At 71.8% G+C, this 16,581-nt stretch carries 14 protein-coding genes; 3 read left to right on the forward strand and 11 right to left on the reverse strand.

The genetic code is table 11. The features are described 5' to 3' along the window. Window positions 1-10: 10 nt before the first annotated feature. The 4 genes from ggt to IPQ09_00190 all read right to left on the reverse strand — a co-directional run bounded on the left by ggt (window position 11) and on the right by IPQ09_00190 (window position 6,840). Window positions 11-1,855: a gamma-glutamyltransferase gene (ggt, locus tag IPQ09_00175; GenBank protein MBL0192637.1), complete on the reverse strand. Its 1,845-nt coding sequence runs from the start codon at window positions 1,853-1,855 to the stop codon at window positions 11-13. A gap of 224 nt (window positions 1,856-2,079) precedes the next feature. Beyond that, complete coding sequence (locus IPQ09_00180; GenBank protein ID MBL0192638.1) at window positions 2,080-3,471, reverse strand: cystathionine beta-synthase; 1,392 nt, start codon at window positions 3,469-3,471, stop codon at window positions 2,080-2,082. 56 nt (window positions 3,472-3,527) lie between these two features. Next, the gene (locus IPQ09_00185; GenBank protein ID MBL0192639.1) at window positions 3,528-6,029 is read right to left on the reverse strand and encodes a hypothetical protein; all 2,502 of its coding nucleotides are present in this window, start codon (window positions 6,027-6,029) and stop codon (window positions 3,528-3,530) included. Window positions 6,030-6,129: 100 nt separating this feature from the next. Beyond that, window positions 6,130-6,840: a PspA/IM30 family protein gene (locus IPQ09_00190; GenBank protein ID MBL0192640.1), complete on the reverse strand. Its 711-nt coding sequence runs from the start codon at window positions 6,838-6,840 to the stop codon at window positions 6,130-6,132. 227 nt (window positions 6,841-7,067) lie between these two features. Between IPQ09_00190 and IPQ09_00195 the strand changes: the two genes are divergently transcribed. Together IPQ09_00195 and IPQ09_00200 are read left to right on the forward strand one after the other, a co-directional pair. Beyond that, on the forward strand, window positions 7,068-7,580 hold the full coding sequence (locus tag IPQ09_00195) for a hypothetical protein (protein MBL0192641.1): 513 nt from the start codon (window positions 7,068-7,070) through the stop codon (window positions 7,578-7,580). Window position 7,581: 1 nt separating this feature from the next. Next, on the forward strand, window positions 7,582-7,758 hold the full coding sequence (locus IPQ09_00200) for a hypothetical protein (protein MBL0192642.1): 177 nt from the start codon (window positions 7,582-7,584) through the stop codon (window positions 7,756-7,758). Between the two features lie 101 nt (window positions 7,759-7,859). Here the strand turns inward: IPQ09_00200 and lpdA are convergent, their stop codons facing one another. From lpdA to IPQ09_00235, 7 genes are all read right to left on the reverse strand, one after another. Next, the gene (gene lpdA / locus IPQ09_00205) at window positions 7,860-9,266 is read right to left on the reverse strand and encodes a dihydrolipoyl dehydrogenase (GenBank protein MBL0192643.1); all 1,407 of its coding nucleotides are present in this window, start codon (window positions 9,264-9,266) and stop codon (window positions 7,860-7,862) included. A 149-nt stretch (window positions 9,267-9,415) separates the two neighbouring features. Continuing rightward, window positions 9,416-10,543: a thiamine pyrophosphate-dependent dehydrogenase E1 component subunit alpha gene (locus IPQ09_00210; GenBank protein MBL0192644.1), complete on the reverse strand. Its 1,128-nt coding sequence runs from the start codon at window positions 10,541-10,543 to the stop codon at window positions 9,416-9,418. Window positions 10,544-10,676: 133 nt separating this feature from the next. Further along, window positions 10,677-11,438 carry a hypothetical protein gene (locus IPQ09_00215; protein ID MBL0192645.1) on the reverse strand — a complete coding sequence of 254 codons (762 nt, stop codon included), beginning with the start codon at window positions 11,436-11,438 and terminating at the stop codon, window positions 10,677-10,679. Window positions 11,439-11,557: 119 nt separating this feature from the next. Then, a complete protein-coding gene (locus IPQ09_00220; GenBank protein MBL0192646.1) occupies window positions 11,558-11,779 on the reverse strand; it encodes a hypothetical protein in 222 nt (73 codons plus the stop codon). A gap of 400 nt (window positions 11,780-12,179) precedes the next feature. After that, on the reverse strand, window positions 12,180-12,995 hold the full coding sequence (locus IPQ09_00225; GenBank protein MBL0192647.1) for a hypothetical protein: 816 nt from the start codon (window positions 12,993-12,995) through the stop codon (window positions 12,180-12,182). Between the two features lie 502 nt (window positions 12,996-13,497). Further along, the gene (locus IPQ09_00230; GenBank protein ID MBL0192648.1) at window positions 13,498-14,043 is read right to left on the reverse strand and encodes a DUF4149 domain-containing protein; all 546 of its coding nucleotides are present in this window, start codon (window positions 14,041-14,043) and stop codon (window positions 13,498-13,500) included. Window positions 14,044-14,137: 94 nt separating this feature from the next. Next, window positions 14,138-15,232, reverse strand: a complete 1,095-nt coding sequence (locus IPQ09_00235) for a HEAT repeat domain-containing protein (GenBank protein MBL0192649.1) — start codon at window positions 15,230-15,232, stop codon at window positions 14,138-14,140. Window positions 15,233-15,325: 93 nt separating this feature from the next. On the opposite strand from IPQ09_00235, the gene IPQ09_00240 reads away from it, so the two are divergent. Continuing rightward, window positions 15,326-16,570: a DUF1385 domain-containing protein gene (locus tag IPQ09_00240; GenBank protein MBL0192650.1), complete on the forward strand. Its 1,245-nt coding sequence runs from the start codon at window positions 15,326-15,328 to the stop codon at window positions 16,568-16,570. Window positions 16,571-16,581: the final 11 nt, after the last annotated feature.

Below are 16,581 nucleotides of genomic sequence, written 5' to 3' on the forward strand. Positions count from 1 at the left end.
CCCCTCGCCGTCAAGGCGCCGCGGCCCCACCCCCGGCTCGCCTCGGCTCCGCGACGCCGATCCACTCGAGCCCGGAGCGCCCGATGGCGGGCGCGTCGGCGATGTGCCCGCGCTCTTTGAACGTGTACCCCATGCCCTCGAGGCGGGCGCGCGCGGGCGGTAAGAGACCACCGGTCTCGTAGGTGACCTGGTCGGGCAGGTGCTGCATGTGGAACCGGGGCGCCCCCACCGCCGCGCCCACGTCGACGCCGTGATCGATCACCGCGGTGAGCTGCTGGAGCACGGCCGTGATGATGGTGGGCCCTCCGGCGGCGCCGGCGATGAGCAAGACCTTGCCGTCGGGGCCGGTGACGATGGTCGGCGCCATCGACGAGAGCATGCGCTTGCCCGGCGCGACCGCGTTCGGCTCCCCCTGCACGAGGCCAAACCCGTTGGCTGTGCCGGGCACGGCGGCGAAGTCGTCCATCTCGTTGTTGAGCACGAAGCCGGCGCCCTTGACCGTGACGCCCGATCCGAACCACCAGTTGATGGTCGTCGTGAGCGCGACCACGTCGCCCTGCCCGTCGACGACGGAGAAGTGGGTGGTGTGCGGCCCCGTGCCCGACGCGGGTCCGTCCACCGCGATCGCGCTCGACGGCGTGGCGCGGTCGGTGGCGATGCCCGCGCGCTGCTCCTTCGCCCACGCGTCGGAGAGCAGGCGCTCCACCGGGAGCTTCACGAAATCGGGATCGCCGAGCCGGGCGTTGCGGGCGGCGTAGGAGCGGCGCATCGCCTCGAAGACGTAGTGGAGCTCCTCCGGTGACTGCCAGGGCAGCTTGCCGAGCTCGTAGCCCTCGAGGATGTGGCAGATCATCGCGAGCGTGAGCCCGCCGGACGACGGAGGCGGCATCGAGGCGACGCGGTGGCCGCGGTAGGTGAACTCGATCGGCGCGCGCCACTTGGGCTTGTATTTCGCGAGGTCCGCGGCCGTCATGATGCCCTTGTCGGCCTTCATCTGCGCCACGATCGCGGCCGCCGTGGGGCCCTCGTAGAAGCCCTTCGGGCCCCTCGCGGCGACGCGCTCGAGCACGGCCGCGAGCTCGGGGTTCTTCCACGTGGAGCCGAGCGCGGGTGGCTTTCCGCCCGGCAAAAAGAGCGCCGCGGAGGCGGGGTACTTCTTCAGGCGCTCGGCCGCCTGCTCGATGGTCTGGACGAACGCCGCGTCCACGACAAACCCGTCGCGGGCCAGCGCGATCGCGGGCGCCACGACCTCGGCCCAGGTCAGCTTCTTGGAGCCGAGGACCCTGTGGAGCTCGGCGAGGCCGGCCACGCTGCCCGGGACGCCGGCGGACAGGATGCCCTCGCCCGAGGCCCGGGTGGGCTTGCCGCTCGCGTCGAGGTACATGTCGCGGCGCGCGGCCTCCGGCGCGGTCTCTCGAAAATCCAACGATTTCAGGTGTTTGTCACCGAATCGCGTCACCGCGAAGCCCCCGCCGCCGAGGTTCCCGGCGGTGGGGTACGTGACCGCGAGCGCGAACGCCGTCGCGACCGCGGCGTCGGCCGCGTTGCCTCCGCGAGCGAGCACGTCGCGCCCGACCTTCGTGGCCAGCGCGTTGTCCGACACGACCATCCCCTTGGCGCTCCGCACGGTGGCGGGTGACGCGTGAGGCCACGCGGGCGCGGGGGGAGTGGACGCGTCGGCGAGCGAGGCGTCGGCCGGCGAGGCGTCGGCCGGCGTCGCGGTGGGGAGCGCCGTGCGCGCCGGGGCCGCCGGGGCCGGCGTGGGCGCCGGCGTCGGGGAGCAAGCGAGGCTCCACGCGAGGAGCAGCGCGGACGAGAGCGCGCCGCGAGGGCTAGGTCGGAGGCGAGGTCGCATCGCGCCACTCTACGCGAACCCAGCAGCCTGTTGATAAACGGACCGAGCCCGCGCGTCGTCCGCGCGGCATCGGGGAAGGCGCGATCCGAGGAGCCGGCGGAGCCTACTCTTGTAGGTGAGCAGGCACCGGAGGATCGCAACGAAGCCCGTGCCGATGCGGCGGCGCGCGGGCGACGGGAGTTTATCAACGGGCTGCTCGGCCGCTCGGCGCGGCGGCGCGTGGTTCAGGACGTCGGCGGGAGCGTCGGCCGGCGCGACGCGAGCAGCTCGATGAGATCCATCTTCGTGAGGATGCCAAGCACCGCCCGGTCGTCGTCGGTCACGAGGGCCACCTCGCCACGCTCGAAGATGCGCGGGAGCTCCCCTGCGCTGGCGCCGAGGCCGATCGAGGACACCCGCCGCACCATGACCTCGGCCACCTTGGTGTCGCCCGTCACGCGCCCGTCGACGAGGTGCGACAGGAGGTCGGTCTCCGTGAGAATGCCCGCGAGCTTGCCCGCGTCGAGCACGGGCAGCTGAGAGATGCCGTGCTCCTTGAACAGCGCCATCGCCTCCTTCAGAGGGGAGTCCACGCGCGTCGCGACGACGGCGCGCTTCGGCATCGCGCGGAGCAGATCGCCGATCGTGCCGAGCTCCCAGTCGGACTCGGAGAGCCCGTGCTGCCGCATCCACGCGTCGCTCACGAACTTGGAGAGGTAATTGCGGATCGAGTCGGGCAACACGACCACCACGCGCTGGCCGGCGGACATGCCGCGCGCCACCTGGAGGGCGGCCCACACGGCCGCGCCCGACGAGCCGCCGACGAGCAAGCCCTCCTGGCGAATGAGCTGCCGCGCGACCCGGAACGAGTCGCGATCGTTCGACTTGATCCAGCGGTCGATCACGCCACCGTCGAGCACGTCGGGGATGAAGTCGTAGCCGATGCCCTCGACCTTGTAGCTCTTGATCTCGCTCGGACCGGCGAGCAGCGAGCCCTCAGGATCGACGCCGATGATCTGGCAGCTGGGGAGCACCTTCTTGATGCCTCGGGCGACGCCGGTGATGGTGCCGCCGGTGCCCGCGGTCATGACCACCGCGTCGAGCCGGCCTCCGCATTGCGAGAGGATCTCGGTGGCGGTGCCCTCCTCGTGGGCGAGGGGGTTCGACGGGTTGCCGTACTGATCGAGGATGTGCGAGTTCGGGATGACCTCGCGGAGCCGCCGCGCCACGCTGATGTGGCTCTCGGGCGCGTCCCACGCGGCCTCGGTGGGGGTGCGGATGATCTCGGCGCCGAGCGCCTCGAGGACCACCTGCTTCTCCTGGCTCATCTTCTCGGGCATCGTGATGATGACCCGGTAGCCACGCACGGCCGCCGCGAGGGCGAGCCCGATGCCCGTGTTGCCCGAGGTGGGCTCGATGAGCGTGTCGCCCGCCTGGATGCGGCCTTCGCGCTCGGCGTCGAGCAGCATGCGCACGCCGATGCGGTCCTTCACGGAGCCGCCGGGGTTCATGAACTCGCACTTTGCGAGCAGCTCGCAGGGGAGCCCCTGCCCGACGCGCGCGAGGCGCACCATCGGCGTGTCGCCGACGGCATCGCAGATGGAGTCGAGAATGCCCTGGCGCGTCTTGCCGATCATGCGCACGGGATCGCACGAAAAGCGGGGGTTTGCTAGCTCTTCCGCGCGAAAAACGGTCAGGCGACGGTGACGCCCGCCGCGGCCTCCCGCAAGCGGGAGGCTTCCTCGGGGCGCGACATCATCGCGTAGAGCCGCCCAAGGAACGTGAGGCAGGCGTGCTCGCCGCGAGGGTGCCCCGCCTCCCTGGCCCGCGCGAGCGCGGTCAAGCCCTCGAGGAGGGCCTCCTCGAATCGCGAGGCCGCGGCGTACGCGATGGCCAGCGCCAGGGCTGACTGGCTGCGCGTGCCGGCCCCCACCTCTGGGCCGTGTCGCACGCGCCGCAGACCTCGGAGCGCCTCGCCGGTCTCTCCGCGACGCAGGCGGGCGATGGCGCGGACGCGCTCCGCCAGGACGTCGCCGACGCCCGCCGACGAAAGCAGCCGCTCGAGTTGGTCTTGCTGATTGGCCTGGAGGGCCGCGCGGAGCTGCTCGGCCAGCGTCGGCGGCGCCAGGGCGGCCTTGGCGCGGGGGTGCGGCGTGAGCGTGCGCTGGAGCTGCGCGAGGCTCGTGAGAACGGGGGCCGCGTCGGCGATGGTGGGCGGCTCAGAGTCCGCTGGAGGCAGCGCCTGCGGGTTCTGCTGGGTGGGGATCTTCGACTCGATCCCGTCGCTGAGCGGAGAGGGGACCGAGGCCGACATGTGGGCGGAGGCAGGACCTCCCTTCAGGAGCACGAAGGTGGGCTCGCTGGCGGGCGGGGGCGCGGGCTCCTCGACGCGCTCGGCGGCGGTCGCCTCGGCGAGCGGCTCGCGCTCGACCGCGGTGTGCTCGTCCGTGCTCTCGATGACGGACGAGACGGGCGCGAGATCCACCATGGCGCGGAGGCGCGTCGCGGCCCCGGTGTGGCGCGCCTGGCCGAGGCCGAGCTGCTGCACCGTCACGATGCGCTGCGCGCGCGCCAGGTCGCCGGCCGCGACCGCGTGAGCGACGGCGTCGAGCCTGGCGAAGCCCGTCTCGGTCTCTTCGATCACCTCCGCGGCGGCGCGGTGGAGCGCGGCCGCGAGCGGCGCCTCGAGGAGCTGCCCGAGCGCCGTGACGTGGGTGCGCGACGGCAGCGCCACCCACCCGGGCTCGGGCGCCAGGAGCCACCGGGACCGGAGCAGCTCGGAGACGCAGGCTTCGACGCCGAGCGACTGGCCCGCGGCCTCGATGATCTTGCCGAGCGGCTCGACCCTCGCCTCACCTCCGAGGAGCGCGACGGCCGCGAGGACCGTGCGGGCGGCGGGCGAGCACTCGTGCGCGCGCAGCGTGATGAAGTGGCTCGTCGGTCGGGCCTTCCCGCGCCCCGACGACTTGCGGCGCGGCGAAGCGCGATCGCCGATCCACGCGAGCTCGGCGCTCTGCAGCCCGTGCGCGAGCGCCTCGTGGAGTCCGAGCGGCGTCCCGTCGCTGAGCGTGGCCCAGCGCTTGCGCGCGTCGTCGGTGAGCGCGCCCCCCGTGAACGCGCCCGCGAGCGCCATCGCGGCCTCGGGCGAGAGCGGCGCGACCTCGACGGTCGCCTCGGGTGCGCGTCGCGCGATGAACTGGGCGGGGATGTTGGCGGCGGCCGCGATGCGCAGCACCACGGGGAGCCCTGGCGCGCTCACCATGGCGGCCGCGACCACCTGGAGCGACTCCGGATCGACGAGCTCCGCGTCGTCGATGAGCACGACGCCCTGGGAGCCGCCTGGGCTCCGCGGGCCCATCAACGCCACCACGAGGTCCTCCGCCACGTCGGCCGCGAGCGGCTCCGCGGAGAGCAGCGACTCGAGCGCGGCGGCGTGCGGCGCGAGCGCCGGCGGCATGTCGTCGCGGATGGCCCGAGAGACCGCGCGCCGGAGCGCGCCCAGCGGCTCGAGGGAAGCGCCCGCAGGCGTCATGAGGAGCGCGCGGTCGCCGAAGCTCGCGGCGAGGGCGCCGAGGCGCCGGGTTCCCCCCGCGCCCCGCGGCGCGACGAGCACGCCGTAGTTGCCCGGACGCACGGCGAGCGCGCGGTCGGCCTCGGCGCCGACGAGCGACGGGTCAGCGAGACGATTGACGGAGGCCGCGGCGTCGCGCTTCCACGGCTGCTGCACGTCGAGCGCGAGCCCCCGGAGGCGTAGGCCGGCCTCTTCCGCGAACCTGCCACCGTTCAGCACGAGCTCGCCCCTGCGTACGGCCTTCACGCGGTCCGCGAAGTGCACCTGGCCGGCGCGGCCGGCCATCGCGAGGGCCCCCGCAGCGACCAGCGCGGGGCCCCACGCGAGGTTCGCCTGGAGGCCGTCGTTCGCCACCTGCTCGATGGTCCCCTGGGCGACGCCGAAGGCGAACCGCTCTTCGCCCTCCAGGGTCTCCTCGCCGGGCTTCGTCACGAGCGCGATCACGTCGTCGATGGTGGTGGGCTCGAAGGCGAAGTAGATGCGCGCCGCGCCCCACGCCACCAGCGTGCCGCCACGGGCCTCCGCACGCACGAGGAGGGAGCGCGCGCGCTCGAGGTAGCCCCTTCCGCGGGCGGGCACGCCAGCGCTCGGGAATCGGCAACAGAGGATAAGCTTGTCGCTCACGGGATCCCCCACCGTAGCGTGCGCTTGGGCCGGGCGTCGACGAGAACGTGGCCCAGCGCCCCGCCAACGCCAACGCCGCCTGCGCGTGCCCCCGGCACGATCAGATCCGAACCCGCTTCTTCAGGGCCGCGATCTCCGCGTCGATGTCGGCGTCGCCGCCCGACTTGCCGTCCTTACCGATCGAGTGCTCGAGGTCCCGGAACTTCGCCTCCAGATCGTCGCGCTTGCCGGTGCCGAGGGCGTCCTCGACCTCCGCCATCGCCGAGCCCTGCGCCGCGCGGTCCTCGATGCGCTCTTCCATCTCGCGGAAGTTCGCGAAGGCGCTCGAGCCGCCCCTCGCGCCGAGGCCATCCTCCGAGGAGCTCGCCGCGCGCGCTTGCTGCGCCTTGCTCACGATGGAGCCCTTGCGCAGCTTCAGCTCCTCGAGCTTCTGCTCCATGCGCTCCAGCTCCGCCTTCATCTTCAACGCCGCGTCGCGCTGCTCGACGCGCGCCTTGTCCACCGTCTCGACCTCGCCGGACACGCGCTTCTTCTGCTTGATGGCTTCGCGTGCGAGCGCCTCGTCGTCGCTCTTCATCGCCAGCTCGGCGCGCTTGTCCCACTTCTCGACCTCGCTCACGAGGTCGTCGTGCTTCTTGCGGAGCTGCTTCTCGGCGGCGACCGCGCTGACCACGTCCTGGCGCCCGCGCTTCAGCTGCTCGGCCATCTCCTCGAGGTTCAGCTCGAGCAGCTTCTCGTCGTCCTCGGCCTTCTCGAGGAACGAGTTGACGTTGCTGGAGATCACCTTGCCCATGCGATCGAAGATGCCCATGAGAGATCCTTTCCGGGCGCCTCGCGAGGGTGCGCGCGAGCGTCCGAGCGGTCGGCCGCGGGCCGAGCCGCGGTGCAAAGGGAGCTTAGGGCAAGTGCGCCCCGAAGCGCGAGAGGAGTCGCGTGGAACATGCTACCCTTCGAGCAGTCGCGGCGCAGCTGCGCCCCGTGGGCGCGCGCGTCGCCCCCCCGCTCGCACCCGCTAGGCAAAAACCGGAGACGAATCGCATGGATGAATGGCGCAGCCGCCTGGCCAACAAGCTCCTCGGTGACAAGGGCACTCCGTCCTTGGCCCTCGACGCGCGCACCACCCTTGAAATCGCCTTTGGCCGCGCTCGGAGCGAGATCACGTACGTGCTCGAGCTCGGCCGCGCCCACGCGCTCCCCATGGCGGGAAGCGTCACGGGCGACGACGTGTGGCTGCGGCTCGGCGAGGCGGTCCTCCGCTTCCGCCTCGATCGCCAGGCCCTCGCGATCGTGGCGTTCGTCCCCGCGGAGCGCGACACGACGTTCTCGTTCGACCCCGAGCTCCGCACGATCGTCCGGAACGGGCGGCAGCCGGTCGATTTCGAGCAGTTCGTGAAGAGCTCGGTCGAGGGGATCGTGCAGGGGTGGCAGCGCTCGATGCGCGCGCCGAGCGAGACGCTCCCCGACGTGCCCAGCGTGCCCCCGCCGCCCAACCTGCAGACGACCTCGCCCGAGACGCCGAGCTCGATCGGTACCCCGGAAGAGGAGCGATAGCTTGGCCGTCTGCAAGGCGTGCGGCGACGAGGTCGACGCCCTCGTCAGCGTGAAGGTCGACGGCAAGACCAAGAAGCTCTGCGAAGACTGCGCCGACCGCGCCCGCGAGGCCTCGGAGATCGCCGAGGCCAGCGAGTCGGTCGTCCAGGGGATGATGGGCTTCAAGGGCCGCCGCTGAATCAGCCGTGATGAGCGTCCTGGCGCCTCCCGGCGGCCCTCGAGCAGCGGGCCCGGGCCGACGGGGGAGCGTCGCCGACCCCGGCGCGCGCCGCTCTGCGCTCAGCGATTGAGCACGTGGATCGCGTGACCGAGGCCGTGCATGCTGGCCTCCATGAGCCCCTCGCCCAGCGTGGGGTGCGGGTGGATGGTGAGCCCGAGGTCCTCGAGGAACGCGTGCATCTCGAGGGCGAGCGCGCCCTCGCTGATGAGGTCGGTCGCGGAGGGGCCGACGATGTGGACGCCGAGCACCTTGTGGCTCTCTTGCTCCGCCACCACCTTGAAGAAGCCCTCGGTCTCGTTCACCGCCATCGCGCGCCCGAGCGCGGCGAACGGGAACTTGCCGATGCGCACCGCGACGCCCTGCTCCTTCGCCTGGGTCTCGGTCATGCCCACGGTGGCGATCTCGGGATCGGTGAAGATGGCGCCGGGGATGCCGACCCAGTCCTTCGCCGCCTTGTGGCCGGCGATCACCTCGGCGACGACCTCGCCCTCCTTGCTCGCCTTGTGGGCGAGCATCGGCGCGCCCGAGACGTCGCCGATGGAGTAAATGCTGGGCACGTTCGTGCGCCCGAACTTGTCGGAGGGGACGAAGCCGCGCTCGACCTTCACGCCGAGCTCTTCGAGGCCGAGCCCCGCGCCATTGGGACGCATCCCCACCGCGACGAGGACCACATCGGCCTGCACCGTCTCGGGCGTGCCGCCCACGTCGATTTTCACGGAGAGCGAGCCGTCCGCGTTGCGCTCGTACCCCATGGCCTTGGCGCCCTTCATGATCTTCGCGCCGTGCTTGACGAGCCTCTTCTCGACCACCGCCGTGACGTCGGGATCGACGCCCGGGAGCAGGCCCGGAGTGGCCTCCACCACGGTGAGTGCCGCGCCGAACTTCTGGTAGACGCAGCCGAGCTCGAGGCCGATGACGCCGCCACCGATGACGAGCAGGCGCTTCGGCACCTCTTGAAGGCTCACGGCCTCCTTGGCGCCGATGACCTGCGAACCGTCGAACTTGAACGTGGGGATCTCGATCGTCGACGAGCCCGTGGCGACGACGATGGCCTTCGCCTCGAGCGTCTCGACGGTGCCGTCCTTCGCCGTGACCTCGACCGTGTTCGGTCCCGTCACGCGCGCGGTGCCCATCACGAGCTCGACGCCGTTGCCGCGGAAGAGCCCGCGGATGCCGCCGGTGAGCTTCTTCACGATGCCGCTCTTCCACGCCTGCATCTTCGCGACGTCCACGCGGACGTTGTCGATGATGAGGCCCATGTGCCCGCCATCCTTGGCCTTTTCGAAGTTGTGGCTCGCGGAGATGAGGGCCTTCGAGGGGACGCAGCCCCAGTTCAGGCACACGCCGCCGACCTCCTCCTTCTCGACGCAGACGACCTTCTGCTTCAGCTGGCCGAGGCGGATCGCGCACACGTAGCCGCCCGGCCCGCCACCAATCACCACCGTATCGACTTCTCTCTTCGCCATGTTGGAGCCTCTCGCGCAGTGTTCTTCGGCTTTGGGGTCTGTCCGGTCGCGCGACCAGCCGTGGAGCGGCCGAGAGCGCGCGTCGCGCCCCCGTTCTTACAAGAGTTTCCACTCCGGGGATCGCGCAAAGTCGGGCGTGGAGCGCGGGCTCAGGCGCCGTGGGCGGGCGCCGGCGGCAGCGACTCGAGCTCGGCGCGCTGCTCGCGCAGGTGCCACGGCAGCTCCGCGTAGACGTCGTCGAACAGCGACGTACGCGCAGGTGGCGGGAGCTCCTCCACGGCCCGCACGGCCACGGCGATCTCCTCGGTGAGCTCTGCCTCGAGGCGCGCGTCGCTCGCGTCGTCGACGAGGCCCAGGTAGGTGAGGTGCTCGCGGAGGCGCTTCAGGGGGTCTCTCCTGCGCCACGCCTCGACCTCCTCCTCCGCGCGGTAGCGCGTCGGGTCGTCGCTCGTCGAGTGCGCGCCGATGCGGTAGGTGAGCGCCTCGATGAACGTGGGTCCGCCCCCGGCGCGCGCGCGCTCCGCGGCGCGGGAGAGGACCGTGTAGACCGCAAGCAGATCGTTGCCGTCGACGCGCACCGAAGGCACCCCGTAGGCGCGCCCCTTGATCGCGAGCGTCTTGGCCGCGGTCTGCTTGGCGGTGGGCACGCTGATCGACCAGTGGTTGTTCTGGCAGACGAGCAACGCGGGCACCTTGAAGAGGCCGGCGAAGTTCATCGCGTCGTGGAAGTCGGCCTCGCTGGTCGCGCCGTCGCCGAAGAAGCCTACGGAGACGGGCCGCGCGTCCCCGCCCTTGCCCGCTCGCTGGCGCAGCTTCATGGCCCACGCCGCGCCCACCGCCTGGGGGATCTGAGGCCCAATGACCGACGACCAGCTCACTTGGTTGACCGACCTGCCGGAGTGGTGGCTAGGCATCTGGCGGCCCTTCTGGACGTCGCCCGAGTTGCCGAAGACCTGCGCGATGAACTGCGTGAGCGGGAACCCGCGCACCAGCATCACGCTCTGCTCGCGCAGCGCCGGGAACACCCAGTCTTGCTTCTGGAGGACGAGCCCCGTCGCGATGGGCACGGCCTCTTGGCCGGTACACGCACCGTAAAAGCCCACCCGCCCCTGGCGCTGCAGCAAGATCATCTTGGCGTCGATGAGCCTGAGGCGGGTCATCTCGCGGTAGCCGTGGAGGATGGCCTCGATGGGCACGCGCTCCACGTCTTCGCGAGCCGAGCCGTCGTCCTGCAGCACGCGAAAGAGGCCGAGATCGGGCGCGAGTTCGGAGCTCATGACCCGGTCGTAGCGCATCCCGCGGCGCTGAGGGTGCGCAAAGTCGCGGAGCCCTGCCCCTGAAACTCCGACGCGGGCTCACCCCCCGGAGGAGTAGGCCCGCGTCGTCACGTTCACCGAGCGCTCGCGCCGATCAGCCGCCGCCGCCCGCGTCGGTGGGCGTACCGCTGCCGCCGCACATGTACGCCGCGACCTTCCTGTAGGCCGCGTCGAAGTCGGCGCCGTCACAGATGGGCTCCCATTGGGCCTTGGCGTCGTCGACCGCCTTGGTGCACGCCGCGTCCACCTCGGACTTGCAGACCTTGGCCGAGGCCTCCGTGCGGCACGCGTCGTAGGAGGAGTCGTCGGGGTCGCAGGACGCGCAGGCCGACTCGAGGCAGACCTCTTGCTTGGAGAGCTTCTGCGCGCAGTCGGGGCGACCGATCACGAGCGCCGCGCAGGCGAGGACGTTCGGCGCGATGAGGTCCTCGCTGACGAAGATGACCGCCGGCATGGGCGTGTTCTTCTCTTCCTCGCCTTCGAGGACGCCGAAGATGCAGCGCCCGCAGTCCTTGTTCGCGTTGACGAACGCGGTGCAGTTCGCCTCCGTTGAAGTGGACGCGATGCACTTCGCCTCGGCCTCGGTGAGCTGCGCGGCCGAGCACTTGCCGGAGTTCTTGACCGGGGGCGTGCCCTCCTGCAGAAACGCGTCGTTCTCCGAGTAGCAGGCGCCGCCGCCGCCGTCGCCGCCGTCGGGCTTGGGCTTGCCGCTGTCGACCGGCGGCGTGGGGCCTGCCTCGGCCGTCGGCGTGCCGCCGTCTGCCGCGGATGGGGTCGAGGTGGACGAGCAGCCCACGCCCACGACGAGCGCGAGCGCCCCCGCGACCCCGAACGAACCGATGATCTTCTTCACCATTGTCGAGCCTCCATTGAGCGGGCCGTGAGGACCGCGCCCGAGTTGTTCATGGCCTTCGAGGCCCGCACCGCCCGCGCAGTTTGCACAACGCGTGCCCACTGGCAAGCCTCAGACGAAACTCACTTGCCTCCGTCGCGTGCCAGCGCCCGCTTCAGGGCGGGCGCGCGGATCTTCGGCCCGACCAGCGAGGCCGACGTCGATGAGGGTGCCGGCTCGGCCTGGGCGGCTTGCGGCGTACTCTCTACGGTGGGCTCGCGGTCACCGCACGAGCTGCAGCCCGCGGTCGTGATCATCGTCACGAGGCCACCCACGACCATCCCCACAGCGCTTGTCATTTTCATGGCGACTGGCCTCAGGGAGAGGTCGAGCCCGCCTCTACGGGAGCGCCGGCGTCGAAGGACCGCACGAACCCCACCAAGCCCGGCCGCGTGGCGGTGGCCGTGAGCCCAACCGCGGGCAGGGAAGGCTCGAGCGCCGAGGGGGCCGGCGCGGGCGTGCTCGTCGTCTCGGTACCGCAGCCTCGGCATCCAGGAAGGGCGACCGCCGCGAGTCCCGCCGCGAGAACCATCGCCCAGCGCCCATACGAACTCACCATGAACGGCTCACCCTTCCGCTGGTGCCCCAGCGCTCTCTGGAAAAAGACACGCGCTCCCGGCCTGCGGCCCGAGCCCTCTCGTAGAAACGGAAAAGGACAGCCGTGGCTGTCCCTTCCCTCACGACTCCGTCACACGTCGGGACGGATCAGCCGCCGCCGCCCGCGTCGCCCGAGGCCGTGCCGCCGCAGGCGCCGGTGATCAGGTTGATGATCGCGGGCTTCCCCGCGACTTCGCAGACGTCGCCGGCCGCCTCGAAGCGCGCGTCCTTGCCGCACTCGGAGGCGATGCCGGGACCGAACTCGGTCGCGCACTGGCCGCCGTTGGCGTAGGTGTCCTTCTCGCACGCGTCGGCCTCTGCGCCCTCGGCGCAGGTTCCGCAGGTGACCGCCGAGCACTTGTCGAAGAAGTGGATCGCCTCGGCGCACGCCTTGCTCACGCCCTGGGCCTCGAAGCAGCCGGCGGTGTTCGAGAACGCGCCGAGCCCGGTGGAGGTCTGCACGGTCACGTAGGGACCCCAGGTCGCACCAGCCTGCGCCTTGAACGCGCAAGCGCCGCAGGCGGCGTTGATGGTGTTCAGCTTGGCGATGACCTCGGCGTAGGTCGCGGTGGCCGAGAGGGTCTTGAGGTAGGCCTCGAAGTCCACCATGTTCTGGGCGCTGCACTGGCCACCCGCCGCGGGGGTCGACTTGTAGGGGCCGAAGCCCTTGGCGGCGTCGGCGATCGCGGCGCGAACCTCGGCGGCCTTGCCCTTGATGTCCTGCTCGCAGGTCTTGACCGGCGGCTTGGACGTGTCGGGGCGCCCGCCATCCGTCGGGGCGGTGGTGGTGGTGGTGGTGGTGGCGCTCGCGTCGCCGCCTGCGCCGCCGTCGGTGGTGGTGGTCGAGGTGACCGTACAGCCGATGCCCGTGACCATGAGAGTGACGCCCGCGAGCGCCGCGAGACCGATGACCTTCTTGAACATTCTATGCCTCCTACCTTGAATGCGTTCGCGGACCGGGTCCGCAAGCCAACTCGATGATTCTGTGGAACACCCAACCGGAACAGCCGGAGTTTTCCTGGAACATGACCCCCGGCCGAACGGTTGTCCGCAGGCAGGGCCCTTGGGGTTCGACGTTGAGCTCGCGAATTGCTTCACGGTTCCTGAGCGGGGGCGTATTAGCTCTGAGCTTGGACCTCGTCAACTAGGGAGCGATTCGCTCCGTCGCGCCGCCCCGAGCCACCATGGCGCCGGCTGCATGCGCGACAACTTCCTAACGCCACCCGAACCCCGCCGCGGGCCACGAAAGTGAGGCGACCGCGCCCCCTTCGCGAGCGCGCCGGCCCTGGGGGAGGGACCAAGCGCTGGCGGGCGCCGTCCCGGCCCACCGCTCGGAGGCAAAGCACGTCGCGTGCCAGGCGGTTCATGGCGAGACCTCGCCGCGGCCCGCGGCCTTGGTCGCCTTCGTGACTCGCTCGCTCAAGGCTCAGGTCGGCGGGCGTGGCGCGCCTTCGCTTTCGCGCTCGTCCTCCCGCTTCGTCGACGCGCCCACGCCCGCGCCGGCGGGCGGCGGCGCCACGAGGAGGCCGAAGAAGGCGACCCCGAGCGCGAACTGGAGCTTCCCGGAGGCCGAGGCGCGCGCGTGCACGACCTCGAGGCGCTGCCCCAAGGGGCCCGACCCGCGCACCGCGCCGCGGCGGTGCAAGTCGGCAATTTCGGGAGAGAACACGGCACCTTGCAGGATGACGAGCCCGGCCATCACGACGAGCAAGCCGGCGCGCAGCAGGTCGGCGCGCTCGACCCGCGGGCGGAGCTTGGCCCCCGCGACCTCGCAGAGCAGCGCCAGGGTCGCCGCCGTCATCGCGACCCGGTCGAAGCGCTGAAACACGGCCGTCATGGTGTCGGCCGAGGTGGGGGCGGGCACCATGCCGAAGACGAGAGGCGCCACGATGGCGCCGAGAGTGAGCAGGCCGCCGACCCAGAGGGCGACGCAGAGAGCCTCGATCGCGAGCACGAACCGGAGGATGCGCATCGCGAGGGCTTACCACCTCTCGCGCACTCCTCTCGCGCACTTCTCGCGCACTTGTCGCGCGCTCCTCGCGCCGCGCGCGCCCCCCCCGCGACGGCTACCGGAGGCGCTCGAGCGCCTCGCGGGCGAGCGTTCGCGTTGCGTCTCGCTCGGCCAGGGCCTCGAGCGCGGGGATCGCGGCCCGGAGGCGGGCGCGCCCCGCGGCCATGATCGCCTTGTCGCGCCTCGAGGCCTTGGAGGAGCTGAGGTCGCCCAGCAGCTCGCTCACCGCGCGCTCGTGGCCCAGCGCGGCGAGCGCGACCTTCGCCGAGAGGGCTCCGGTGTCGGATACGAGCCGCGCGAGCCCGTAGGCGCGCCGCTCGAGCGCCGGGATGGCCGCGGTGAGCCCGAGCTCGCCGCACGCCTCGAGCGCGCCGTGCTCCTCTTCGGTGGACACGCCGCGCACGCCGCCGCGAGCGACCTCGAGGAGCCGCGGGTGCCCGCGGGGATCGCCGAGCCTCGCGACGAGGATCGCGGCCGCGACCCGCACGTCGGGGTGGGCGTCGCCGAGGAGCCTCACCGCGGCCTCGCCCGCGCGCGATCCGGGCCCGCGCGCGGCCGGCGGCGTCTTCTCGAGGCGCTCCTCCACAACGCGGAGCGCGATGTGACGGACCGCGTCGTCGTCGTCGGCGAACGCGCGCACCAGCGCCTCCTCGGCGTCGTCGGGGCACACCCGCGAGAAGGCGATGACCGCCTGGTAGCGGACCTCGGGTCGAGAGTCCGTGAGCGCGCGACGCAGCTTGGAGCCCGCGCGTGGGTCGCCGAGCTCGCCGAGGGCCGAGAGGGCCATCTGGCGCACGTACCCATCCGGGTCTTCGACGGCCACGAGCAGCGACGCGAGCGCGGTCGTCGCCCGGGCGTCTGCCAAGGCCGTGGCCGCGCGACCTCGCACGCCCGGGTGGTCGTCGCGGAGCGCGTGGGCGAGGGCCTCGACGCCACGCGCGTAGGGTCGCCCGTCGCGCTCGTCGTGGCGGTCCCCGCGCTCCGCGCGCTCACCGCGTTCAGGGCTCCCGCCGCGCTCGGCCCCCTCGTCCATCGCCGCGAGATGCCGCCCGAGCTCCTCGCAGGCCTCGGCGCGGACCTCGGGCCGCTGGCTGGCGACGTCCCGGAAGCACGCCTCGAGGGTACGTGGGAGCGGGGGCGGCGCGAGCATTCTCTCGGGGTATCCCCCGAACGGGCCGCTGTCCACCGCGGCGGCGGCGCCGGGCTCGCGTCCGGGGCCGGCGTACGTATACTGGGGGGGCCCATGTCCAGCGCCGCAAGCCCGTCCCCCTCGCCGTCCTCCGCCGACCCCGCAGCCCCTGCTCGTCCGTACATAGGGGGGCAGGCCGTCCTCGAGGGCGTGATGATGCGCGCGCCGACCTCGTTCGCGATCGTGGTGCGCCGCCGCGACGGGAGCCTCCACGTCCGCGAGCGCGCCGCCACCGTCCCCACCGGTGTCGCGCGATGGCCGCTCGTCCGCGGCGTCATGTCTCTCGTCGAGTCGCTCCGGCTGGGAGGCGAGGCCCTGCGCTTCTCCGCCGAGCAAGCCGAGGCCGACGTCACCGCGGCGGAGGCTGAAGCCGTGGCGGGCACCAGCGCCAAGACCGGCGCGCTGTCGGCGCTCACGGCGCTTGGCTACACGCTCTTTCTCCTCGCGACCCAGGACGCGGAGGCGGCTCCCGCGCCGCCCGCGCCGGCCACTCCCGCCGCGCCGCCCGCGCCGACCACCGCTCCAGCGCCCGCACCGGCCGCCGCCGCGAGCGCGACGAACCGCACCGGCCCGGCGATCATGCTCGCGGTCATGGTGTTGTTCATGATCGCGCTGCCGCAGCTGGTCGCGGCCATCATGAACCGCGTGTTGCACTTCGATCTCAAGGTGCAGTCGCCGCAATTTCAGGCGATGACGGGCGTGTTCAAGCTCGCGATCGTGATCGGCTACATGCTGCTCATCCGCCGCGTGCCAGAGATTCGCCGGGTGTTCCAGTACCACGGGGCGGAGCACAAGACGATCAGCACCTACGAGGCGGGCGAGGCCCTCACGGTCGAGAACGCCCGCAAGAAGACCACGCTCCACCCGCGGTGCGGGACCACGTTCCTGGTCATGGTCGCCATCGTCTCGGTGCTCGTCTTCACGGTGCTCGGTGGCCTCCTTCCGCAGATCGATACCGGCAGCAAGATCATCGACAACGTTCTCTTTTTTGTCGCGAAGCTGCCCTTCGTGCCGGTGCTCGCCGCCATCACCTTCGAGATCCAGCGCGTGTTCGCGCGGTACTTTACGAAGGGCCCGCTCCGTGTCGTGCTCGTGCCGGGGTTCCTCGTCCAGAAGATCACCACGATCGAGCCCGACGACGAGCAGCTCGAGATCGCCCTCGCGTCGCTCCGCGCCACCCTGTTTCGTGAGCGGGCGGCGGCGGGGGCGGCGGAGACCCCCGCCGAGGTCGACGACGCGCGCTTCGACGACTACGCCGCGTTCTACGCGACCGACTCGCTGCGAAGCCCCGCCTCCTGACCTCGCTTGGT

Source organism: Myxococcales bacterium, from assembly GCA_016720545.1.
Lineage (GTDB): Bacteria > Myxococcota_A > Polyangia > Polyangiales > Polyangiaceae > JAAFHV01.

Bases quoted from the DNA above. Each gene is read 5' to 3' on its own strand.
- IPQ09_00215 (MBL0192645.1), bottom strand. From the start codon at position 11,438: ATGGTGAAGAAGATCATCGGTTCGTTCGGGGTCGCGGGGGCGCTCGCG.
- ggt (MBL0192637.1), bottom strand. From the start codon at position 1,855: ATGCGACCTCGCCTCCGACCTAGCCCTCGCGGCGCGCTCTCGTCCGCG.
- IPQ09_00230 (MBL0192648.1), bottom strand. From the start codon at position 14,043: ATGCGCATCCTCCGGTTCGTGCTCGCGATCGAGGCTCTCTGCGTCGCC.
- IPQ09_00190 (MBL0192640.1), bottom strand. From the start codon at position 6,840: ATGGGCATCTTCGATCGCATGGGCAAGGTGATCTCCAGCAACGTCAAC.
- lpdA (MBL0192643.1), bottom strand. From the start codon at position 9,266: ATGGCGAAGAGAGAAGTCGATACGGTGGTGATTGGTGGCGGGCCGGGC.
- IPQ09_00180 (MBL0192638.1), bottom strand. From the start codon at position 3,471: ATGATCGGCAAGACGCGCCAGGGCATTCTCGACTCCATCTGCGATGCC.
- IPQ09_00220 (MBL0192646.1), bottom strand. From the start codon at position 11,779: ATGAAAATGACAAGCGCTGTGGGGATGGTCGTGGGTGGCCTCGTGACG.
- IPQ09_00235 (MBL0192649.1), bottom strand. From the start codon at position 15,232: ATGCTCGCGCCGCCCCCGCTCCCACGTACCCTCGAGGCGTGCTTCCGG.
- IPQ09_00195 (MBL0192641.1), top strand. From the start codon at position 7,068: ATGGATGAATGGCGCAGCCGCCTGGCCAACAAGCTCCTCGGTGACAAG.
- IPQ09_00240 (MBL0192650.1), top strand. From the start codon at position 15,326: ATGTCCAGCGCCGCAAGCCCGTCCCCCTCGCCGTCCTCCGCCGACCCC.
- IPQ09_00210 (MBL0192644.1), bottom strand. From the start codon at position 10,543: ATGAGCTCCGAACTCGCGCCCGATCTCGGCCTCTTTCGCGTGCTGCAG.
- IPQ09_00225 (MBL0192647.1), bottom strand. From the start codon at position 12,995: ATGTTCAAGAAGGTCATCGGTCTCGCGGCGCTCGCGGGCGTCACTCTC.